The sequence below is a fragment of the Sporosalibacterium faouarense genome (assembly GCF_016765695.1).
Classification (GTDB): Bacteria; Bacillota; Clostridia; order Tissierellales; family VENL01; genus Sporosalibacterium; species Sporosalibacterium faouarense.
On sequence record NZ_JAETGO010000084.1, the window covers coordinates 63,544 to 85,038 of the forward strand.

The following is a 21,495-nucleotide window of genomic DNA, read 5'->3' on the forward strand; positions in this document are numbered from 1 at the left end:
ACTGTTAATTGTGTCAAATGACTCCTTTAGTGTGTTATTTAACACATATTAATTGTTCATTTTCTATAAGTAAATTTAGCTTCTACATTGACGCAATATTTCTCTAATACAAAAGGCGAAAGAAATAATACAAGTGGAAAAGGGGGTATCACAATGATTTTAAAATCATTGTGATACCCCCTCAAATATATTTAACCTTAAGAACAATTAGAAATCATAGTTTTAAGTCAACTCAATTACATGTAATTTAACATTTAAATATATATTACATTCTAGCTTAGTTTAAATGCGAATATAGCAAGGTACATTAGCCCTCCAAATATTATAGTGAAGGTAAACCCTATGGTCATTGAAAGAGCTAATGCCACAGCGGATCCAGCTACTGACATGACTCCATTTACTCCCCATATTAGAGGTATATGATTATCAAATCCACTATCATTTAGTTTTTTAATCCCTTTAGGAAATGCCATACCCATAAAAAATCCTAATGGGAACAGTATGGCTGTTAATACAATAAATTTTCCCACTTGATCAAGTGAACTTAAATCATTTATCAAGGTAGATAAAATAAATTGAAATACAATTGTCAACGCTGGAATTAAAATAAATATTATTTGTCTTCCTCTTATAGAAATATTCACAATCCTTTTATTACTAAAGTAACTCCCTATGCCGCAGCTTAATAATAGGGCAAAGAGTATATAGCTAAAAGCTCTAGTTGGATTTCCTAAAAATAATATACTCTTTTGAATTAAAGGAATTTCTATTAACATAAATCCAAATCCAATTAAGCTAAAATATATAATTGACTTAGTTATCTGTCTATTCCTGGAGATTGCCCAATAACCTCCAATAGCTATAATAAATGCTACACCTATTAATAAAGCTTTAATTACATCTGGTATACCTTTACTTGTATCATAAAAGAAAGGTTTATCATCTATAGTTGGCTTAATATTAACTGGAAACTGCTCATATAAGTCATTTAATTCAATATCCCCTTTACTATATGCATCATAAATATCTGTATACTTTATATCTGGCAAATTAACTATAACTCTATTTTGATTGTTAATTTCTATAAAGATACTTTCTATTTCTTCATTGGTAAAAGGTTCTTTCTTAAAAATTAGTACTGGCATACTAATAGTTTTTTTATGCTCTTCACTCATATCATTTGTCATACTATTTATTACAACAAAATGTTTTTTTACTTCCCCTCTAGCTATTCCCATTTCTTCAAGGACTTCTATACCTGTATTTATGGCTCTAAGAGTATCATTAGCACTATGAAGCATTAAACTTAAATAGCCATCCTTTTTTAAGTGATTAAAATAAGCTTTATAAGCCTCTTTAGTATATATATAGTTTTCAGATAGGCCCATACCGCCATTGCTTACAGCATTAGTCATAACCATTCCTAAATAAATATTATTGTATTTCTTTTCTGTCGTTTCAACAAAGCTCCTACCATCATCAATTACTAGATTTACTCCTTCAAGATTGTAAACATCACCATTATATTCACTAAATTCCTTTACAGCCTCAATTGTTGAAGGATTTATCTCAACAGCATCTATATTTTTACTGCCTCCCAATAAAGCTAGCAGGACATCTTTGCCTCCTCCAGGTCCGATTAGCAAAACATCTTGATTATCTCCTAAAGCAAATGGCAAATAGTTAACCCTATCCTTCAAATATTCTATAGATTCAATATTTCCATCAAATTGAATCATTGGTGCACTTGCACCGCCATCAGTAATCACAGTCTTAATATTATTTTCTTCTTCAATTACGTCGGTTCTAGAGATGGAATCCCATTTACTGTATACTATATCAACATCTTTATTCTCATTTCTCAAATGTTCAATTGTTGTTACAGTACTAGTAATATATGAGGTGAAATTTCTCTCTAATTCATTGAGATAATTCTTCTGAACTATTAACATTAAAACAATCACCACTAAAAATGATATAACCGTTTTTGACTTTTTTTCTTGCTTCAATGATGCAAATAAAAAGGCAGCTATCAATGCAATTAAGGATACTACAAATACTGAGACCATAAATCCTAATCTATCCATCATTGGTATTATCAAAATGCTTCCAAATGTTGAGCCAATTAAGTCAGCAAAATACAGTTTATTACTTTCACTGCCTCCGTCAAGGAATAATAAAGACAGTATTGCACCACCTATTACAAATGGTATACTTGATAGAAAAGCATAAAATAAGAAAGAATCTAAAAATGGAAGTTTATAAATAATTAAAATACAAATTATATACGTCAATGACAGTATTAAACTCAGTAATGATATAGAGTAATTTCTTTTAAATTTATATATAATTATTCCTCCAAATCCTATTCCCAATATAGCTATTGAAACTGTTAAAAAAACAAAATGATAATACAATATGGTTGAAAATAATCTAGTTACAAGTACCTCATATACAAAGAGCGAGGTACTTAACAAAAATATTCCTAGTAGTTTTATTAATGTCATATTTCTATCTTTATTCATATATTCACCTATTCTCTTTCTTGTATATCAAGGCTTTTATCTTCACAGTCTTCTTTATGGTTTTGATGCATACCTTTCATCATAAATATATGCATTATAGGACAAATTAGAAAAATAATCCAATATAGACCTCCTGATAAGTTAACTACTCCACTTTTTGACAAAGCTACAATCAATATAACTGGAATTAAACAACCTATCATCATTAGTAACATATGTTTAAAGTGATTATTTTTCTTTTTTTTATTCTCTCCCATCATTCTCTTCCTCCTGTAATCTTTTTTTAAAAAGTCTATTTCATGAGGTTCTTCTCAGACTTTAATTGTTGAAACTATGTCATAAGTACTCATGTCAATGACAGAAATCTCATTGGTTTCTCTAGATGTTGATTCCCCTACATTAATTTCATATATATTCCACTTGAAAATTCTAGAAGGTATTCCATCTATATTTTCTAAATAAAGCTCAATCTCCTTTGAACTATTATTAAATATGGGTTTGCCATTATATTCTTTATTTACCTTTAAATACCCCTTAAGATGATGTCCACTTCCTCCGCCTATTTCCCAACTGAAACCTTCTGTTACTTTTTCTCCATCTAAAATAAGTGAGGCTTTTTTTGCAAAGTCAATTGATTCTAAATCTACCGAATGTGTATTCACATATAGCTTGAATACTAAATAATCATCATCTTTTTCTATCAGATTATTGAATATAGCCCCAATATCTACAGCCCCTTGATTATCTATTCTAATTATATCTTCTTCAGTTAGCCCATTGATGTTACCACTAGTATCATCCTCTTTCTTTCCATATATATCGCTATTTTTATTATTAAAGTTTTTCTCTTGTTTTTCTTGATTTATAGAAGCTTGATTATACTCATTTGTATCCTTAATCTGATTTTTAGTATTCTTCTCTCTTTTAGCTCCTAATCCTAGGTAAAAAGCTGTTCCTAACAATGCTATTACAGTCAGCACTACAATTGTTTTCTTCATGTTATTTCTCCTATTCTTTTTGATTTGACAATTGATTACTATCACAAAATGGACAACTTCTCCAACTAATATCAATTATTTTTCCACAATTACTACATTCCTTCTTCAATTGTTCATTGCAGTTAGGACAATGTAAACTACTTTTATCCACCTCCTCTCCACAGTTAATACAAATTTCCTTCATATATAAACCTTCTTCTTCCTTACCCTTGAAAACATAATATAGAATTATTCCAAAAAATACGTATGCAGCAAGGATCATAGTAACACTTCCTTCTATTTCATAATTAACTATCTTTTAATGCAATTCATATGCCAATTCTTTATATTACTTTAATTACTCTCTTGAATTCAGAAAAAATATTGAATGACTTTCTATGTACACAAAAATAACAGTAAGACTCTCTTAAAGAGAGTCTTACTGTTATTTTGAATTTTCTATATAGCTTCAAATTCCAATATATTTCCCATAGACTAATTTGGCAAATTGTATCTCTGAATTTATTTTTCTAAGTTTATTAGCGATGTTCGTTCCTAAAGCACCACAAGCTATAATTATTTTCTTTACTTGTTTAACTTTTTTTCCTTTCTTCTCACATTTTATAAAATAAAAATAACTTTAAGTGCTTCTCCATTAGCTACTCCTCTTTAATAATTAATATGGCTTTTTTAATACCTCATTCATGCTCCCAGTTCTATATCCTCTCATATCTAAAGTCACGTAAGTGAAGCCTAGACCTTTAAAGTAATCTGAAACTTTATCTAAGATATCAGTATTAAAGAACTTAATCCTTTCTTCTGGGTACACTTCTATTCTTGCAATTTCCCCGTGATGTCTAACTCTAAATTGATTAAATCCAAGTTCCCTTAAGTAATCTTCAGACTTTTCTACCATTAGAAGTTTTTCAGGGGTTATTTCCTGTCCATAAGGAAATCTTGAAGATAAACAAGCAAAAGCTGGCTTGTCCCATGTAGGAAGGTCTAGTCTTTTTGATAACACTCTTATATCATCTTTGGTTAATTCTGCTTCCTTTAAAGGACTTCTAACTTCTAAATCTTTAGCAGCTTTCATTCCCGGTCTAAAATCTCCAATATCATCAAAATTAGACCCATCTAGGACATATTTCATTCCATGGGACTTTGCCACCTCTTGAACCTTTGTGAATAATTCATGTTTACAAAAATAGCATCTATTTGGAGGGTTCTTAGCAAATCCATCTATATCAGTTTCTTCAGACTCAATAATTATATGCTGTATATCTATATTTTTCACTAATTCACATGCTTCTTTAAATTCTCTTTGGGGATAAGTTGATGATGTGGCAGTTATTGCAATAGCTTTATCATCTAAAATGTCTTTACATACCTTTATAAGAAAAGTACTGTCAACTCCTCCAGAGAATGCAACAGCAGCACTTCCCAAGTCTTCTAGTATGCCTTTTAATTTGTTATACTTCTGTTCTAGCATATTTACCTCACTCCTTTGAAAAATTGATGTCAATAAAAACCATTGTTTATATGCTAAATAATATCATAAAAACCTATCGTTTTTCCAGTGTTTTAATTACTCTTCTTACTTCCTGGATTATCTTTTTTATTTAAATCACAGCAATCCATAGGTCCTGATCCAAATTCTTTTTTATTAGCTTCTTCTATTTTCTTAATTAATTTTTGAAACCACTTTTTCATAACTAACTCCTCCTTAATTTTCTGCTCTAATATATAAAACTTAACTATTAATGATGTCAACTTATAATACTTCTGGGGTATTTAACACAGTTTATGCATAGAACTGTTGTATATAGCACATGAAGTATTAAACACTACCTTAACCTATAATAGCTAACTAATAATTCATCTAGTTGAACACTTAGTCCATAAATTTCGTTATAGTCTTTATTCTGATCAATAGCAGTGTTAAGCTTATATCTTTGGTTTTCAATTTTATATATTATTTCAATATATTGTTTTAATTTGATGTTATTAGTTAAATTCATGATAATACCCTCCTTAGCCATTTAATATATTTATACTTTGCAAAATACATGCCATATTAAATTTAATTTATTTTGGTTAAACAAAGGTATTAATCACTAAAAGTATGTTAAAAGGAATTTCAAAGTTTAATTAATATATAACCTAAAGATTTTATTGTCTTCAGTTTTTTACCCTTATGAATTTATAGTTTTATTACACTATTTAGAAATATTGTATTTATCCATCCTATATAGTAAGGTATACCTTGTTATACCTAGAAGCTTTGCTGCTTTTGTTTGGTTATAGTCTGTTCTTTCAAGAGCCTGAATTATCATACTTTTAACCACTTCTTCAAGTTTAATCCCCTTACTGGGCAATTGAAATTTATGTGAGCCACTTGTAACTTCATTTTTAATTTCTTGGGGCAAACTCTCTAATTGTATTTTTTCTGAGTTAGATAGTATGACACATCTTTCAATTACATTCTCTAATTCTCTAATATTTCCCTTCCAATTATATCTTTTCAATCTTTCTAGTGCATCATTCTCTATACTCATATTTAATCTACCCATTTGACACGAATATTTACGAATAAAATGTTTTACAAGTATAGGTATATCATCTCTTCTATCTCTAAGAGGAGGCACTTCTATTGGAATCACATTTAACCTATAGAATAAATCCTCTCTAAACTTATTTTCTTCTACCATTTTCTTCAAATCTTTATTAGTTGCTGCAATGACTCTTGTATCCACTGTAATCGTTTCATTTCCACCAATTCTTTCAAATTCTCTTTCTTGCAAAACTCTAAGTAATTTTACCTGCATGGTTAAGCTAATTTCCCCAATCTCATCTAAAAAAATTGTTCCTTTATCTGCTCTATCAAATTTTCCAAGCTTTCTTTTCGTAGCTCCAGTAAAGGCGCCTTTCTCATATCCAAATAATTCACTTTCTAAGAGATTCTCTGGTAAAGCTCCACAATTAATTTTTACTAATTCTCCTTCAGACCTTTCACTATTTTTATGAATAAAATTTGCTATTAATTCCTTACCAGTTCCACTCTCACCTAAGATTAAGACATTAGCTTTTGTGGGCGCTACACGTAAACTAGTTTTTAATAATTCATTCATCTCATCACTTTCATAAACAATTTTTGTATCTGTTTCTCTTAATTTCTCTTTTAAATAACTTACTTCGTCAGTTAGATTTTTATAATCAATAGCTTTATTAATTATTATTTTTAATTCTTCAATATCAAATGGTTTAGATAGGTAATCTAATGCTCCAATTTTCATTGCTTCAACAGCTGTTTTTGCACTACCATGGGCTGTAAGCATTATTACAGGAATTTCAGGATTACTTTTCTTCATTTCTTTTAAAGCTTCAATACCATTCAATTTAGGCATCTTTAAATCCAATAATACTAAACTTGGTACATTTTTACTAAATAGTTCAAGGGCTTCTACTCCATTTGATGCTGATATAATATTATACCCCTCTTTGCTTAATGCCTTTTTTAAAGCCCAAATCATATTTTTCTCATCGTCAGCAATTAATATAGTTTTCTTCATATTATTCATCACCTTTATCTTTTTTCATAGGTAGATATATGTTAATGGTAGTTCCAATTTTATGTTCACTATCAACATTTATATAACCTAAATGATCTTGTATAATTCTATTTACGATTGACATGCCCAATCCGATTCCATCTTCTTTAGTTGTAAAAAATGGATTAAATATCTTTTTTAAATTTTCTTTCCTTATACCACATCCATTGTCTACAAAGCTTATTTTCACCCATTTATCTTCTATAATTGAACAGATTTTAATTTGTCCATTTTCTTTAATTGCTTGAACTGCATTAAAAATAATATTTATAAATACCTGTTTTAATTTCTCCTTATCTCCAAAAACTATGACACCATTCTCTATCTGATTAAATATCACTACACTATGGTCTCTAGCGTATTTTTCAATAATTACTATAACATTTCTAATTAAATCACTAATATCTATATTCTCCATTAAAGACTCCTGTGGTTTGGCAAAGTTTAATAGGTTTTCTATTACCTTATTTGCCCTATTCACCTCATGTTCAATGATTTCTAAGCCCTCTTTTAATTCCATATCTTCAGTTTCATTTATTAAGACTTGACTTGTAGTTTTGATAATTCCCATAGGATTTCTAATTTCATGGGCGACCCCCGAAGCTAATTCACCTATTGTGGCTAATCTATCTGCTCTTATGGCCTGAGCTTCAAGGTTCTTTTCTTTTGATTTATTTTCAATAACTAGTACAAGTCCCCTTACTCTGTCTAAAATATCATATAAGGGAAATACACTCATTACTAAATATATTTTCTCATTATCAATATCTATATCTAATCTGATATCTCTTATAGCTGCTTTCTGTACTTTTACTTGTTTAAGTATCTCTAGTACTTTTTTGTTTTTTACGATATTTTCAATGTTTTTATTTTCTTCAAATTGCTTTGTTATATTTAGTAGTTGTTGTCCCTCTTTGTTAACAGAAGTTATATTAAAATCTAAATCTAAAGAAATAACACTTGCAGCAATGCTATCAACAATATTCTTTGTATAGTTTTGAAGCTTTGTCATTTCAAGTATCTTTTTTTCTAATAACTTTTGTTTATTAACATCTAATTCAACTAACTTTCCAGTAATGACACCAATAGATATAAATAATATAATTTCGAAATATTGATTCAAGGATGATATATTAAACCCTTCCTTAAGTAGAATTAAATGTGGTGCATAAAGTATAGCAATGAATAGAGAAAAACCTAATCCACCTCTTAGCTTATATTTAAATGCAGCTAAAATAATCGGTATATAATACAATCTTCTATAAAATATATGAAATTCCCATCTCATCATAAACTTTGTGTAATGTAATATTGTTATTATTATTATAAAAAAAGTTATTAACCAAAACTCTTTATCATAAATGTTTATCCTACTCTTTTTCATGCTTTCCCTCCTAAACCTTTCAATCTATTTAATATTATTGCACATTTCATACCAAGTTAAAAGGTTACACATCACTATATCTGTTTTCATAATGTCAGTCATTATAAGCTTGATTAATTATATGTTTTTTAGGTAGGAGAAAAGATTAGTCAATAGAAGAAGGTATTTTCTCCAAAAAAAAATAGCGACCTAGGTCGCTATTTCTTTATAATACAATTATTTCATTTTTATTGCATCTTTTGGACACTTCTCATAGCAAATGCCACATCCGATACATTTGTCCTCAATCACCTTGTGAATACCTTTTAATTCACCTTCTATTGCATCAACAGGGCATTTCTTAGCACATATTGTACAACCGATACATTTGTCTTCGATTACCTCTGCTGTTTTTCTGCTTTCAAAATCTGCCCATATAGAATTAGTAGGACACTTTTCAGCACAAACCATACAGTTAGTACACTTGTCATAGTTAATCTTTGCCAACTTATTCTCAAATTCCATTGCGTCAAATGGACACGCTTTAACACATATCTGACATCCGATACAACCAACAGTACATTTAACTTTAACATCCTTACCGAATTCCTTACTATTACAGTCAACTACAACCTTTTGATCATAAGGTGCCATTTCTATAACATTCTTAGGACATTCGACAATACACTTTTCACATGCTGTACATTTTTCTTTATCTATATTTGCAATTCCATCAACGATTTTTATAGCATCAAATGGACATACTTCTACGCATGATCCTAATCCTAAACATCCATAAGAACATGACTTACTTCCACCTTGTACCATCGCTGCTGATTTACAATCCTTGATTCCGTTATATTCAAATTTTTCTTGAGCGTTACAGTCTTTTCCGCCACAGATAACTCTAGCTACTTGCTTTTCTCCAGCATCAGCACTTACTCCCATAATTGCACCTAAGGATTCTGCACATGATGAACCCCCAACTGGACAGCCATTTACTGGTGCTTTCTCAGAAGCCACAGCTTCAGCAAAAGCAGCACATCCTGGATACCCACAAGCTCCACAGTTTGCTCCTGGCAACGCTTGTTGTATTTGCTCTACCTTTGGGTCTACTTTCACTTCAAATACTCTTGAAGCAATAGCCAGTCCTCCTCCGAAAAGAAGTCCTAATCCACCCAAACTTAATACTGGATTTAAAATACTATCTAACATATTCTTTCACCTCCTATACTAGTCCAGTGAATCCTAGAAATGCTATTGACATTAATCCTGCTGTAATTAAAGCAATAGGAAATCCTTTTAGTAATTCCGGAACATCTGCTAAAGCTACTCTCTCTCTAATACCAGCAAATAAAACTATTGCTATTAAGAAACCAACTGAAGCTCCAACTGCATGAATAGTTGTTTGAATTAAATTATATTCTTCTTGAATATTTAAGATAGCTAATCCTAATACTGCACAGTTAGTAGTTATAAGTGGTAAGAAAACTCCAAGAGCTTGATATAAACCAGGACTTGCTTTCTTAACAAACAACTCAACAAACTGTACAAGGGAAGCTATAACAAGAATAAATGCTATCCATTGTAAATATTGTAATCCTAAATTATCAAGTATTGTAACTTGAATAATGTAGGTAATTATTGATGATAATGTCATAACAAAAGTTACTGCCATACCCATACCGAAAGCTGTTTCAATCTGCTTTGAGACCCCCAAGAATGGACATATACCTAAGAATCTAGCTAAAACAAAGTTATTTACCAAAGCAGCACTAACAAATATTGTAAATAATGCACCTATTTCCATTTGCTACCCTCCTTATTATACATTTTTAACTCTTCTGAGTTTTATCCAATTAAATATTGCTACTAATACGCCAAGAGCTAAGAAAGCACCAGGAGGCAATATCATTATAATTGCAGGTTTAAATGCTTCTCCAAATAGTTGAATCCCAAATACACTGCCTGCTCCAAGTATCTCTCTTACAGCACCAAGAACCATTAATGCCCATGTAAAGCCTAATCCCATTCCTAAACCATCTACAAATGAAATCAATGGTTTATTTTTAGATGCAAATGATTCGGCACGCCCTAAAATTAAGCAGTTAACTATAATTAAAGGAATAAATAATCCTAACGATCTATATAAGTCAAGTGAAAATGCATGTAAAAACATACCTATTAATGTAACAAAAGTAGCAATTACAACAACATATGCAGGAATACGAATCTTGTTTGGAATCACTTTTCTGAGTAGTGAAACAACGACATTTGATCCCAACATAACAGCCGTAGTAGCAAGACCCATTCCCATACCGTCGATAACTGTAGTAGTAACAGCTAGCGTTGGACACATACCTAATAATTGTACAAAAACGGGATTCTCGTTTATAAGTCCATTTTTAAATTGCTTAAATATACCCATCTCTTCACCTCCAATAATAATCTATTCTGCTAGTATTGAATTATAAATTTCTCTAGCTATATTAACACCATCTGTTACAGCATTTGAAGAAATAGTTGCTCCAGTTAATGCTTGTATTTCATTATCCTTACTAGGAGGTGTTTTAACAACAACTATTTCCTCATCAGTAGATTTGTCTTTATACTGATTTTGAAATTCTGCTTTTGTTGCATTGGCTCCTAATCCAGGAGTTTCTTGGTGACTTCCCACTTTCATTCCTGTTAATTGGTTATCAACAGAAATTCCTGTTATTACTTCTATATTTGCACCATATCCTGGAGTAGCTGTCTTAATAGCATATCCAACAACTTCTTCTCCAGAGTACCCAACATATACTTCTACCACTTTAGAATTTTCCTCTTTTATCTTACTAAAAATATCTTCATCTATTTGTTTAAAGCTATCAGCCTGAGGTAATGCTTCTAGTCTTGCCTCTTTACTCGCTTCAGCTTCAACCTCTTGAATAACATCTTCAGTCACAGAGTTTGTAAGTCCTAATACAATAGCTGCCACTGATGTTATTAATAATAATATTAATCCTAGTTTAATAACCTCACGCACTTTGCTTCACCTCCCCAAATACTTTAGGGCGAGTATATTTGTCTATTAATGGAGCTGCTAAGTTCATTAGTAGAATAGAGTAAGATACACCTTCAGGATATCCTCCCTTTAATCTAATAACTACTGTTAACAAACCACATCCAACAGCAAATATAATCTGACCTAATGATGTTACTGGTGATGATGAATAGTCTGTTGCCATATAGAACGCACCTAACATTAGTCCACCTGCAAATAAATGATAAAGCATATCATTAAATCCTACACCAAAAGCTAATGTTAATACTGCAACAGTTCCTATATAAGCTAATGGAATTCTCCAATTGATTACTCCTCTATAAAGTAAATATATACCACCCAAAATAAGTAAAATCGCTGATGTCTCTCCTAAACTACCTCCGATATTTCCAAGTAAAAGATCACTTAATGGAGGTAATGTTCCATCGGCAGCTTCACCAGATAGAATAGCTAGAGGAGTTGCAGTACTCACTGCGTCAGCTCCAGGTGATACCCAATTAGTCATAATTACCGGCCATGAAGCCAATAACATTGCCCTAGCGCCTAGGGCTGGATTCATAAAGTTATGTCCTAACCCTCCAAATAATTGCTTAACAATAATGATTGCGAATGCTGAACCTACTACAGGTATCCACCAAGGGGCAGATGCCGGTATATTAAAGGCTAACAATAAACCTGTTACAACTGCACTTAAGTCCTTCACTGTAACTGGTCTCTTCATAGCTTTTTGACAAATTATTTCTGTAACAACTGCTGTTACAACTGCAAGTACAATTAGCTTAACAGCGCTAAATCTGAAAAACCAAATACTGGCTAAAGTTGCAGGTAGCAGTGCTATTAAAACATCTAACATCACACTACTTATAGTTTGCTTCGATCTAAGGTGTGGAGATGATGATGCAATTAAGTTATTATCCATATTACTCCCTCCCATCAACTAGCTTTTTTTTCTTTTAGATATAATCTCCCTTTTTCCAGTTCTGATTGATTGCAATAATTTTCTCTTTGAAGGACAAATGAATGAACATGATCCACACTCAATACAATCTAAAGCATGGTATTTTTCTGCTTCATCATATAGTCTTTTTTGAGAAAATTTAGCAATAAATAATGGTTCTAAATTAACTGGACAAATACTTACACATTTACCACATCTTATACATGGTTGCTCGTCAGGAATCTTTGCATCCTTTTTATTTAATGCAAGAATACCTGAAGTACCTTTTATTACAGGAATTTCATCGGTAAATTGAGCGAATCCCATCATAGGACCACCAGATATAAGTTTTCCTAGGTCAGACTTATATCCACCACATTGCTCAATAACCTCTTTGAAAGAAGTACCTATTCTAACCAGAAGATTTTTTGGTTCATTAATGGCACTTCCACTAATAGTTACAACTCTTTCAATAACTGGCATACCTGTTTTTATTGCATCACAGATAGCAGCCGCTGTTCCAACATTGTTAACAACAAGACCAACATCCATAGGTAGTCCTCCTGATGGAACTTCTCTACCAGTTATAGCGTTTATTAGCCTCTTTTCATCCCCTTGAGGATATTTTGTTCTTACTGGTGCAACATCAATATCTGGCTCATTCATTACTGCTTCTTCCATAACTTTAATAGCATCTGGCTTATTATCTTCTATACCAATAAACCCTTTTCTTACATCAAGAACCTTCATAATAGCTTTTAATCCAAAGACCACTTTCTCAGGATGCTCAAGCATCATTCTATGGTCAGCAGTTAAAAATGGTTCACATTCTGCCCCATTAATAATAACTGTGTCGATTGGTTTATCTGGTGGAGGAGATAATTTTACATGGGTAGGGAATCCTGCTCCTCCCATACCTGTAATACCTGCTTCTTTTATTATTTCTAATATCTCCTTTTTAGATAAATTGTGCAATTCTCCCTTTGCTCTAACATCCTCATGTACCTCATTAGAACCATCTGATTCTATAACTATACATTGAACTTTTGAACCTGTTGGAGAATCAAAACTAGCTATTTTTTTAACTGTTCCAGCAATACTTGAATGAATAGGTGCAGAAACAAAGGCATTCGCCTGTCCTATCTTTTGACCTATTTTTACCTTGTCACCTACTTTAACAAGAGGTTCACAAGGTGCTCCTATATGCTGTTGAAGTGGAATAGTTACCACTTGAGGAATTTTAGCTTTCTCTACAGAAAGTTTTTCTGTAGCCTTCTTAAAATGTGGTGGATGAACTCCACCCCTAAAGGTAAACCTTTTCATAATAGTTCTCACCTCTTATCTTTATATTTTTATTAATTAACATTTAAGTTAATATTATCACAATGCTTGACACAACATTATTATAACATTAAATGTTTCGACAATAAAAATGTTATTTTGATAAACTTTTTCTAAAATAACATAATAAAAAACCAAATACTTTTAATTGAAATAAGAAGCAGGTTTAATAATTGAGCTGATATTTAGATATTGAAGTCCTAAATATACTGCTTTATAGGACTATTATTTAGAACATAAAATTTAGGCACCCAGCATAAGGGTCCCTATTTTCTTTCATTATAACATCTTTTAATAAAAATGTATAGGTAAATACGGCTTGTTTTGTAATAATTATTAATATTTATAAAGATTTTTTATATTTTCATTAACAAATTCTATTATCCAAAGTAGCACATTTGTTGATTTTATGCTAACTCCATCAAGTATTTCCTTTATTTCCCTTGTATCGATTGTGAATTTTTTATCATTATAGGTGTGGTTATATGCAATTTCCGTTTCCCCACATTGATTAATTATTGTGGATATCGTTTGTCCCATATTTCCCAGGGGAGCCCTGTCTATATTACTATGTTGAAAGGTGATTTCCACTTCTGTTCCTTTATCAATTTGTGATGATATTTCAAAAGATCCATTGCACCTTTCTGCTGCTGCTTTAGTTAAGGAAATACCTAATCCTACACTTCTAGTTCTTCTAGTCGTAGTAAACGGGTCAGTTACATTTTCAAGGAATTCTTTTGACATACCTTTTCCATCGTCAATTATGCTTATTTTCAACAAATCCTCTTTTGTATTTTCTTTAACAATGATTTCAACATTTCTAGCTTCGGCCTTCAATGAGTTTTCAACCAAATCTAGAATATGAAGGGATAATTCTTTCATTAATAATCCTCCGTTTTTGAAAGCTCAGCTAATATGGCCTTTATAGTTTTACTCTTAGGATATAAATAAAACTCTCTTTCATTAATATCCTTTAAATAATGAGCGTCAGAATTTCTTACTATTGTATATTTATCAAAATCTACACGATAATTTTTTTTATTTGTATCATACTTTTTAGATAATTCCAAAGCTGATATGTTAATGTCTTCGGGAATAAATCCCAAAGTAGACAATATGCTAAATGTGCTTTTATCTACATGGGCAGGTACTATTATTCCATTGTATTCTTTGCTTAACTTATAGATATCTTTTATAGAAAAAGGTGTGCTATTAAGTAATAACTTATCGAGCTCACCAACATAATTGTCATTGATATCTAATATCCTCTGTTCTCCAAAAACTTTTGGCTTGTTTTTAATCATTGGGAGAGAATCATATATTATTTTAGAAAACTGTAATCCATTATTTAAATCACTAAAATAGCAAAGCACATGCACTTCTTCTCTCGTTGTAACTTCTATTCCAGGGACAACTAATATGCCTTTCTCTTTCCCTATCTCCCATACAGATTTGAGATTCCCCATAGTATTATGATCAGTCACTGAAATAACATCTAACCCTTTAATTAAAGACATATTTACTATATTATTTGGAGTCATATCCTTATCCCCACATGGAGATAACACAGAGTGTATATGCATATCAACAGCAAGTTTCATATTAAACACCTAAGCTATTTAATTTAGTAGCAAGATCATATGAGCTAAGATTTGATCTGAATATCGGTATATTTACTTCACTAGCTTTAGCTTTAGTATCTTCATCTATTTCTATACCTTCTGACACGATAATTGCAGTAATATCAACTAAACTTGCAACTGCTACAATATTTACATGGGTCTGTATAGTTATCCATATATCATGCTCTTTAGCCTTTCCCATTACAAGGGATAATAAATCACATATATATACACCCTGTGGTTCATTATTCTCATTTTCCAAATTATATCCAGCTACTATTTCCAAATCTAATTCTGTCACAATATTTGAAAGTTTCATTTATAGACCTCCATTATTTATCTCTTTTTCATATTTTCCTTCATTCTAAAAACACAATCTTCCAAATTACCAAATCCCCTTACAATATCTTCTGCAAGTGCCGTACAAGTTGGAGAGCCACAGGACCCACAATCTAAACCTGGTAATAATCCTGCTATTTCCTTTATTTTTTCTATTTTCTCTAACGCCACTTTCATATCATCATCTAAGGTCATTATGCCTTTGGGATATATATTCTCGGTCCATCCTATATAACCTTCATCTTGCAGCATTTTAACATAGTTTTTATTTATTTTTTTAGCTTTACTCTTAATTTTTGAAAGCTTTCTTATTCTACTTTTAGCAATAAAAGGATTTTCAACATTTAATGGTCCTCCTACACAACCACCAGTACAAGCTAAGCCTTCAAAAAAATCTAGATTATTCAATTTCCCTAATTCAATCTCTTCCAAAACATTGATAACGTTTTCAATGCCATCAACCGCAATATAGTTTTCTACCCCAATGGCATAACTTTGACCGCCTACTCTTGCCCATCCTACTCCTAATGGTGAACCTTTCTGAAAGGTTTCATTATTCTGTATTTTCTTTGCATTTTTTATTATGTGACCATATAGTTTTGTTATAGATATTGCACCATTTAAATGGGATTCAGATATACCTATAGGTTTTCTGATACTTGTAACCTTAGCAGGACATTGAGTCAAATAAAATATTCCAATTTTCTGTAGAGAAATTCCGAATTTTTCTATTACTTCCTTTTTAGCTAGTCTTGCAGCCACTTCCATGGGAGATTCAACCCTAGCAATATTATCTATTAATGAAGGAAATCTCACTTGTATAAGTCTTACTATAGCTGGACACAATGCAGAAATAATTGGCCTTTGGAATGATGAATCTTTTACCATTTCCTTAAAAACCTCTGCTACTATATCTGCTGCCCTTGCTTCATCATATATATAGTCAAATCCTAAATCCTTAATTCCTTGATACACCTTGTCCATATCGGTTCCAACATCAAACTGACCATATAATGGCATTGATGGTATTGCTATATTAAATTCGAAATTATTTAGCATTTCCAAATCATCAGTTATAGATTTCTGAGCATGATAGGGACATACCCTTATACATTCACCACAATCTATGCATCTCTCTTTTATAATAGTAGCCTTTTTATCTTTTACTCTTATGGCTTCAATAGGACATCTCCTTAAACAATTAGTGCAGCCATTGCACTTTTCCTCTTCTAAAACTACGGAATGAAAATATTTATTCATAATATCACCTACTCTATTATAGTTTTGATAGGCTATATATAAATTATCATATTTACTCTGGTGTTTTTTCCCTTTTGTGATGTAATTTTAAATTTATCTGAACATCTTTTCATATTTGATAAACCCATACCAGCACCGAAACCCAACTCTCTAACACTATTTGGTGCAGTAGAATATCCTTCTTGCATAGCTAACTCAATATCTTCTATACCTGGACCATTATCTAAAGCAACAATATTTATTTCCTTTGGAGTAACATTGACAGTTATACAGCCACCTAAGGAATGTATTGCTATATTCATTTCAGCTTCATATGTTGCTATAGCAATTCTTCTGATTATAGATGAGTTTATCCCTAGCTGGGTCAAAATCTTCTTAATATTACTAGATGCTTCCCCGGCTTTAGTAAAATCATTTCTCAACACTTCATATTCCAGATTCAATCCTATATTATCCTTAGACATTTATACTATAGCTCCTTCTTCTAAATCTAATCCCTTGAGCCCATGGCTATAAAGAATTCCACAAGCATTATATAGGATGTGATCTGTTGTCATTAGTAAGATATCTCTTTCCTTAGCCATATCAAGAACTTGTTGACTTGGTTTTTTCCCTCTTACAAAAACTATTGCATATACATCTATCATTTCAGCTGTCCTTATTACCTGTGGATTCACAAGTCCGGTAAGAAGGATTGTATCTTCTTTAACAAACGCAAGCACATCACTCATTAAATCACAACCAAATGCAGCCTTAACCTCCTTTTCTAGAAATTCTTTTCCAGTTAAGACTTCTGCATTTAAGGTTTCTTGAATCGACTTTAGTTTCACTTTCATCCCCCCATTATGTTATTGTTGTTTTGTAATTACTTTCATGTATTCAAATAATATGGTGTTAAATTTAACGTATGAAGAATTAATCGACTGAATATTATTAGTCTCTAAATTATTAACTACTTCTTTTCTTTGATTTAATTTGTTTTCAATTTCATTTATTAATTCATCTAATTCTCCACCACTAACCTTATCTTTTACACCTAAGATTTGATTGCTTAACTTTTCATTATTATTTGTCATTGTTTCCTTAACTGCCTGTACATCTCCATTTTTCAATGCATCTGTCCATAAGCTTGATTCTTGACCAAAGGCATTATTTAAATCACTTATTATAATGGCAACAATATCCATATACTGTTTATTATTAACATTATACTTTATTGTAGACCCATTAATATCAAAGCTTTTAATAAAAGCGTCATTATAAGTCTCCCTTACAATTTCAAGATAAGTTTCGGTTTCTTCTTTTGAAAAAAACGTTCCAGTAAAAACCTTATAACTTTCTTGATCAACAATATATCCATCAAGATTATTTTCTTTTAATTGATTAACTAGCTTTTCAGCATTATCATTGCTACTAAAACTACCTACTTGAATACTGAATAAATTCATACCATCAAGCTTGTAAGTAGCAATTCCACTGTTATTATTGTTTGAATTTTCGCTGTTCTCTTCATTGTTTTTTCCAGAATTTTCCTCATCTTGATTTTGGTCCGTATCTTTAGAAACATTATCAATAACAGAGTTTGCTTCCTTATCTGGCATAAATTGAGGCAACAATAAATATTTAACAAGTCCTAAGCTTATTAGTATAGCAACAGCAGGTGCAACTACGAAAAAAACAAAGATATTCGCCCACTTATTCACATTACTTTTTTTACTACTTCTTCTAGTACGTCTCATGGTATATTTCCCCCCTATAAAAGTATTTTTCACAGTCCTTATTATATTATATTCAGCTAAATCTTTAAAATAACCAATAATATGGGACATTCCCTATTCTTCAGTTTGAAATATCCATAGTTGAACCTAATAATAAAATTATATCATAAAAACCATAACGAATAAAAAGAAGTATCTTTCTTTTATTCGTTATGGTTTAAGATTTATTATTTAACTAACATATCTACTTATTTTATTTCTTCCTTGTCTTTTAGAACCTATATACATAGCTCTGTCTGCATAGGCTAAAAGAGTAGAGCCAGAATCTGCTTGTCTAGGAAATTCCGATACTCCTCCACTTACTGTAATATTAATCAAATCTTCATCTATAGTAGCAAAGAGAGTTTTCTCAATAATATTTCTAATTCTATCAGCAATATTAAATGCTGTGGTTTCATCAGTTCTTGGTAAAATAACAGTAAATTCTTCTCCGCCATATCTAGATACAATATCACTTTTCCTTACATTATCCTTGATAATTTTTGTAACCTGTTTTAATATTACATCTCCCGTTAGATGTCCATACTCATCATTTACCTTCTTAAAGAAATCTATATCAAATATTACTAGGCTAGTCAATCTGCACTTAGTACACCTTTCTCTTTTACAGTAATCACAACCTTCTGTTATACTCTCTAAAGCATCAAAAAAATAACTTTGATTGTATAATCCAGTGAGTGAATCCTTAATAGCTCTATTCTTAGTTTCTTTATACATTCTTGCATTCTCAATGGCTATTGCAGCCTGATTAGCCAAAATATCCATTACAGCAAGCTGTTCCTTAAAAAACATATTAGATTGTGTACTACAAATAAATAGACACCCTATCAACTCATCTTGAATAATAAGAGGTTCAAATATAACTGAATTAATTTCTTTAGATAATTTCTGAGGATTAAGAACTGTCTTTCCAATTTTTGTATTAGTTTCTATAAATCCTTTTTTATGCTCTATCAAAACTTTAAGATTATCTTCAATAAATTTTTCAACCACCTGGTGATCCAATTGAATACTGTTATAGAATTTAGAATCCATGGTTTCAACAATTAATCTCTCTTTATCAAATTTTAGAATAGAACAAAAGTCACTTTTAACAAGTTCATTTATACTATTGATAATACTAGAAGTAGTTTCATTAAGCTCAAGATTAGAACTAATAGAAACAGAAGCCTCATGTACAACCCTTAGTTCATTATTTAAAAACACTAGATTTCTGACTAATTTAAATAAAATATTGGCAAAAACTATCAGTAATGAAAGTATAATTAAAGCAATATAATTATAATAATGATAACCCTCTATTAATAATACAGCCATAGGTATAATAATTAAATTTCCATATAAATCCCACTTAAAGCTTTCAAACCAATTTTGAGGCAACTTTTCTCCAGCGATAAAAAAATGTATGAAAATAAATACCCAATTAAGAAGAAAAATTAGTAAAGAGAAAACAGTAATAATTACTCCATTTACTCCTATATTGGAATAAGCATTTTGAAGTCCTAACTTACTGTAAAAAAAATTGATTAATATAAAAATTAGAATTAACATTCCTGCATTTGAGAAAGCTACTCTTTTATTTAACCTCTTAACTACAACTCTATACAAGAAGAAGAGAATACCTATTAACCATAATGTAGGAGCAAGTCCTAAAATAAAGTAGGATGCAATAATTATAGCAATATCAAAGGTAAGAGTGAAATCCGAAACCCTCAACTCGGCTCTTTGAAGAAGTAAGCCTACAAAAGTAAAAATAATAAAAAGCGATATATTCAATTGCTCATTTTCAATCCTAATAAAAGTTAAATATAGCAAAAAAGATAAACCAAGGATGCCTAATGTAGTGTCATATACATTACGCCTATTTATTTTCATTAAAAATTACTCCTTTGCACTAAAGATTAACGTACCTTTTAAATTTATTCTATTCTATTTATTTAATTCCTTCTTTTTTTTGGTATTTTTATTATAAAATTTCCATAAAAAAAGTTTATATTGTATAAATATTATTTGTAGACTAAAATTAAAGTAGGAGGGATTTATATGAAAAAAATATTATCCTGGACAATTATTTTTTGCATAGCGTCTTACATCTTGGGATCAATTACAATACCCTTTATAGCAATAGAAATTTTCCCTTTTTTCCTAGGATTAGTCTTCTTTCTAGGTATTATTAGCTCAGTCCTATTAATTATTATGTTAATTTTTGAAAGAATAAAAGATAAGGAGGATGAACAAGATGATCTTAACCAATACTAGTACCATAGCCGAAAAGGAAATAAAAGAAACTCTGGGAATCGTAAAAGGAAGTACAATTAGAGCAAAACACATAGGAAAGGATATAATGGCTGGTTTTAGACAATTAGTTGGTGGAGAACTTAAAGAGTATAGTGAAATGATTGAAGAAGCTAGGAAGATTGCAACTGCTAAAATGGTTGAAGATGCAAACTCTCTAGGTGCCGATGCTATAGTCAACATAAGATTCTCAACTTCAGCTGTGATGCAAGGAGCTGCTGAAATATTAGTTTATGGAACAGCAGTAAAACTTAAGTAAAAACAAAAAACTGTCCAAACGGACAGTTTTTCTTTTTGGTGCGGATGATGGGACTCGAACCCATACGCTTATAGAAGCATAGCCCCCTCAAGACTACGTGTCTGCCAGTTCCACCACATCCGCATATTTTTTGGTCACCAACATA

The 21,495-nt window shown here is 30.9% G+C and carries 25 protein-coding genes and 1 tRNA gene; 2 read left to right on the forward strand and 24 right to left on the reverse strand.

Annotation, left to right across the window (positions count from 1 at the left end):
- Positions 1-272: 272 nt before the first annotated feature.
- From JMO20_RS15895 to JMO20_RS16000, 23 genes are all read right to left on the reverse strand, one after another.
- On the reverse strand, positions 273-2,525 hold the full coding sequence (locus JMO20_RS15895) for a spermine/spermidine synthase domain-containing protein (RefSeq protein WP_207753530.1): 2,253 nt from the start codon (positions 2,523-2,525) through the stop codon (positions 273-275).
- An 8-nt stretch (positions 2,526-2,533) separates the two neighbouring features.
- Complete coding sequence (locus tag JMO20_RS15900) at positions 2,534-2,782, reverse strand: DUF2933 domain-containing protein (protein WP_202710686.1); 249 nt, start codon at positions 2,780-2,782, stop codon at positions 2,534-2,536.
- A 54-nt stretch (positions 2,783-2,836) separates the two neighbouring features.
- Complete coding sequence (locus JMO20_RS15905; RefSeq protein ID WP_202710687.1) at positions 2,837-3,523, reverse strand: hypothetical protein; 687 nt, start codon at positions 3,521-3,523, stop codon at positions 2,837-2,839.
- 10 nt (positions 3,524-3,533) lie between these two features.
- Positions 3,534-3,785, reverse strand: coding sequence for a zinc ribbon domain-containing protein (locus JMO20_RS15910; protein WP_202710688.1), 252 nt, complete (start codon positions 3,783-3,785; stop codon positions 3,534-3,536).
- 393 nt (positions 3,786-4,178) lie between these two features.
- Positions 4,179-4,991: an ATP-dependent sacrificial sulfur transferase LarE gene (larE, locus tag JMO20_RS15915; RefSeq protein WP_202710689.1), complete on the reverse strand. Its 813-nt coding sequence runs from the start codon at positions 4,989-4,991 to the stop codon at positions 4,179-4,181.
- Positions 4,992-5,083: 92 nt separating this feature from the next.
- Positions 5,084-5,212: an LDCC motif putative metal-binding protein gene (locus tag JMO20_RS20460; RefSeq protein ID WP_279380158.1), complete on the reverse strand. Its 129-nt coding sequence runs from the start codon at positions 5,210-5,212 to the stop codon at positions 5,084-5,086.
- Positions 5,213-5,346: 134 nt separating this feature from the next.
- On the reverse strand, positions 5,347-5,520 hold the full coding sequence (locus JMO20_RS15920) for a Spo0E family sporulation regulatory protein-aspartic acid phosphatase (protein WP_207753531.1): 174 nt from the start codon (positions 5,518-5,520) through the stop codon (positions 5,347-5,349).
- Positions 5,521-5,718: 198 nt separating this feature from the next.
- On the reverse strand, positions 5,719-7,071 hold the full coding sequence (locus JMO20_RS15925) for a sigma-54-dependent transcriptional regulator (protein WP_202710690.1): 1,353 nt from the start codon (positions 7,069-7,071) through the stop codon (positions 5,719-5,721).
- Position 7,072: 1 nt separating this feature from the next.
- Entirely contained in the window at positions 7,073-8,494 is a 1,422-nt protein-coding gene (locus JMO20_RS15930; protein ID WP_202710691.1) for a two-component system sensor histidine kinase NtrB, read from the reverse strand.
- A 216-nt stretch (positions 8,495-8,710) separates the two neighbouring features.
- Positions 8,711-9,688: an RnfABCDGE type electron transport complex subunit B gene (locus JMO20_RS15935; protein ID WP_202710692.1), complete on the reverse strand. Its 978-nt coding sequence runs from the start codon at positions 9,686-9,688 to the stop codon at positions 8,711-8,713.
- Positions 9,689-9,701: 13 nt separating this feature from the next.
- Complete coding sequence (gene rsxA, locus JMO20_RS15940; protein WP_202710693.1) at positions 9,702-10,283, reverse strand: electron transport complex subunit RsxA; 582 nt, start codon at positions 10,281-10,283, stop codon at positions 9,702-9,704.
- A gap of 15 nt (positions 10,284-10,298) precedes the next feature.
- Entirely contained in the window at positions 10,299-10,901 is a 603-nt protein-coding gene (rsxE, locus tag JMO20_RS15945; protein ID WP_202710694.1) for an electron transport complex subunit RsxE, read from the reverse strand.
- 21 nt (positions 10,902-10,922) lie between these two features.
- Complete coding sequence (locus tag JMO20_RS15950) at positions 10,923-11,501, reverse strand: RnfABCDGE type electron transport complex subunit G (protein ID WP_202710695.1); 579 nt, start codon at positions 11,499-11,501, stop codon at positions 10,923-10,925.
- Positions 11,494-12,438 (reverse strand): RnfABCDGE type electron transport complex subunit D, encoded by a 945-nt coding sequence (locus tag JMO20_RS15955; RefSeq protein ID WP_202710696.1) that lies wholly within the window; start codon positions 12,436-12,438, stop codon positions 11,494-11,496. The genes JMO20_RS15950 and JMO20_RS15955 overlap by 8 nt, the downstream gene beginning before the upstream one ends.
- A gap of 18 nt (positions 12,439-12,456) precedes the next feature.
- Positions 12,457-13,779, reverse strand: coding sequence for an electron transport complex subunit RsxC (gene rsxC, locus JMO20_RS15960; protein WP_202710697.1), 1,323 nt, complete (start codon positions 13,777-13,779; stop codon positions 12,457-12,459).
- Between the two features lie 354 nt (positions 13,780-14,133).
- Complete coding sequence (locus tag JMO20_RS15965) at positions 14,134-14,679, reverse strand: sensor histidine kinase (RefSeq protein ID WP_202710698.1); 546 nt, start codon at positions 14,677-14,679, stop codon at positions 14,134-14,136.
- Positions 14,679-15,398 (reverse strand): PHP domain-containing protein, encoded by a 720-nt coding sequence (locus JMO20_RS15970; RefSeq protein ID WP_202710699.1) that lies wholly within the window; start codon positions 15,396-15,398, stop codon positions 14,679-14,681. The genes JMO20_RS15965 and JMO20_RS15970 overlap by 1 nt, the downstream gene beginning before the upstream one ends.
- A 1-nt stretch (position 15,399) precedes the next feature.
- Entirely contained in the window at positions 15,400-15,738 is a 339-nt protein-coding gene (locus JMO20_RS15975; RefSeq protein WP_202710700.1) for a DRTGG domain-containing protein, read from the reverse strand.
- Positions 15,739-15,755: 17 nt separating this feature from the next.
- Positions 15,756-17,018 carry a [Fe-Fe] hydrogenase large subunit C-terminal domain-containing protein gene (locus JMO20_RS15980; protein WP_202710701.1) on the reverse strand — a complete coding sequence of 421 codons (1,263 nt, stop codon included), beginning with the start codon at positions 17,016-17,018 and terminating at the stop codon, positions 15,756-15,758.
- A gap of 32 nt (positions 17,019-17,050) precedes the next feature.
- Positions 17,051-17,482: an ATP-binding protein gene (locus tag JMO20_RS15985; protein WP_202710702.1), complete on the reverse strand. Its 432-nt coding sequence runs from the start codon at positions 17,480-17,482 to the stop codon at positions 17,051-17,053.
- Positions 17,483-17,848 carry a DRTGG domain-containing protein gene (locus JMO20_RS15990; protein WP_202710703.1) on the reverse strand — a complete coding sequence of 122 codons (366 nt, stop codon included), beginning with the start codon at positions 17,846-17,848 and terminating at the stop codon, positions 17,483-17,485.
- An 18-nt stretch (positions 17,849-17,866) separates the two neighbouring features.
- Entirely contained in the window at positions 17,867-18,757 is an 891-nt protein-coding gene (locus JMO20_RS15995) for an SPOR domain-containing protein (RefSeq protein ID WP_202710704.1), read from the reverse strand.
- 210 nt (positions 18,758-18,967) lie between these two features.
- Positions 18,968-20,671: a sensor domain-containing diguanylate cyclase gene (locus JMO20_RS16000; RefSeq protein ID WP_202710705.1), complete on the reverse strand. Its 1,704-nt coding sequence runs from the start codon at positions 20,669-20,671 to the stop codon at positions 18,968-18,970.
- A 168-nt stretch (positions 20,672-20,839) separates the two neighbouring features.
- Between JMO20_RS16000 and JMO20_RS16005 the strand changes: the two genes are divergently transcribed.
- Both JMO20_RS16005 and JMO20_RS16010 read left to right on the forward strand, forming a co-directional pair.
- Positions 20,840-21,055 carry a hypothetical protein gene (locus tag JMO20_RS16005; protein WP_202710706.1) on the forward strand — a complete coding sequence of 72 codons (216 nt, stop codon included), beginning with the start codon at positions 20,840-20,842 and terminating at the stop codon, positions 21,053-21,055.
- Positions 21,036-21,350 carry a YbjQ family protein gene (locus tag JMO20_RS16010; RefSeq protein ID WP_202710707.1) on the forward strand — a complete coding sequence of 105 codons (315 nt, stop codon included), beginning with the start codon at positions 21,036-21,038 and terminating at the stop codon, positions 21,348-21,350. The genes JMO20_RS16005 and JMO20_RS16010 overlap by 20 nt, the downstream gene beginning before the upstream one ends.
- Positions 21,351-21,386: 36 nt before the next feature.
- On the opposite strand, the gene JMO20_RS16015 is transcribed toward JMO20_RS16010, so the two are convergent.
- Positions 21,387-21,473: transfer RNA gene (locus tag JMO20_RS16015), tRNA-Leu, on the reverse strand.
- Positions 21,474-21,495 lie beyond the last annotated feature (22 nt).

Coding starts and splice junctions, on each gene's coding strand:
- JMO20_RS20460 (WP_279380158.1), bottom strand. CDS start 5,212: ATGAAAAAGTGGTTTCAAAAATTAATTAAGAAAATAGAAGAAGCTAAT.
- JMO20_RS15980 (WP_202710701.1), bottom strand. CDS start 17,018: ATGAATAAATATTTTCATTCCGTAGTTTTAGAAGAGGAAAAGTGCAAT.
- JMO20_RS15985 (WP_202710702.1), bottom strand. CDS start 17,482: ATGTCTAAGGATAATATAGGATTGAATCTGGAATATGAAGTGTTGAGA.
- JMO20_RS15905 (WP_202710687.1), bottom strand. CDS start 3,523: ATGAAGAAAACAATTGTAGTGCTGACTGTAATAGCATTGTTAGGAACA.
- JMO20_RS15900 (WP_202710686.1), bottom strand. CDS start 2,782: ATGGGAGAGAATAAAAAAAAGAAAAATAATCACTTTAAACATATGTTA.
- JMO20_RS15970 (WP_202710699.1), bottom strand. CDS start 15,398: ATGAAACTTGCTGTTGATATGCATATACACTCTGTGTTATCTCCATGT.
- JMO20_RS15910 (WP_202710688.1), bottom strand. CDS start 3,785: ATGATCCTTGCTGCATACGTATTTTTTGGAATAATTCTATATTATGTT.
- JMO20_RS16010 (WP_202710707.1), top strand. CDS start 21,036: ATGATCTTAACCAATACTAGTACCATAGCCGAAAAGGAAATAAAAGAA.
- JMO20_RS15935 (WP_202710692.1), bottom strand. CDS start 9,688: ATGTTAGATAGTATTTTAAATCCAGTATTAAGTTTGGGTGGATTAGGA.
- JMO20_RS15895 (WP_207753530.1), bottom strand. CDS start 2,525: ATGAATAAAGATAGAAATATGACATTAATAAAACTACTAGGAATATTT.
- JMO20_RS16000 (WP_202710705.1), bottom strand. CDS start 20,671: ATGAAAATAAATAGGCGTAATGTATATGACACTACATTAGGCATCCTT.
- larE (WP_202710689.1), bottom strand. CDS start 4,991: ATGCTAGAACAGAAGTATAACAAATTAAAAGGCATACTAGAAGACTTG.
- JMO20_RS15975 (WP_202710700.1), bottom strand. CDS start 15,738: ATGAAACTTTCAAATATTGTGACAGAATTAGATTTGGAAATAGTAGCT.
- JMO20_RS16005 (WP_202710706.1), top strand. CDS start 20,840: ATGAAAAAAATATTATCCTGGACAATTATTTTTTGCATAGCGTCTTAC.
- JMO20_RS15995 (WP_202710704.1), bottom strand. CDS start 18,757: ATGAGACGTACTAGAAGAAGTAGTAAAAAAAGTAATGTGAATAAGTGG.
- JMO20_RS15955 (WP_202710696.1), bottom strand. CDS start 12,438: ATGGATAATAACTTAATTGCATCATCATCTCCACACCTTAGATCGAAG.
- rsxC (WP_202710697.1), bottom strand. CDS start 13,779: ATGAAAAGGTTTACCTTTAGGGGTGGAGTTCATCCACCACATTTTAAG.
- JMO20_RS15925 (WP_202710690.1), bottom strand. CDS start 7,071: ATGAAGAAAACTATATTAATTGCTGACGATGAGAAAAATATGATTTGG.
- JMO20_RS15965 (WP_202710698.1), bottom strand. CDS start 14,679: ATGAAAGAATTATCCCTTCATATTCTAGATTTGGTTGAAAACTCATTG.
- JMO20_RS15920 (WP_207753531.1), bottom strand. CDS start 5,520: ATGAATTTAACTAATAACATCAAATTAAAACAATATATTGAAATAATA.
- rsxA (WP_202710693.1), bottom strand. CDS start 10,283: ATGGAAATAGGTGCATTATTTACAATATTTGTTAGTGCTGCTTTGGTA.
- rsxE (WP_202710694.1), bottom strand. CDS start 10,901: ATGGGTATATTTAAGCAATTTAAAAATGGACTTATAAACGAGAATCCC.
- JMO20_RS15930 (WP_202710691.1), bottom strand. CDS start 8,494: ATGAAAAAGAGTAGGATAAACATTTATGATAAAGAGTTTTGGTTAATA.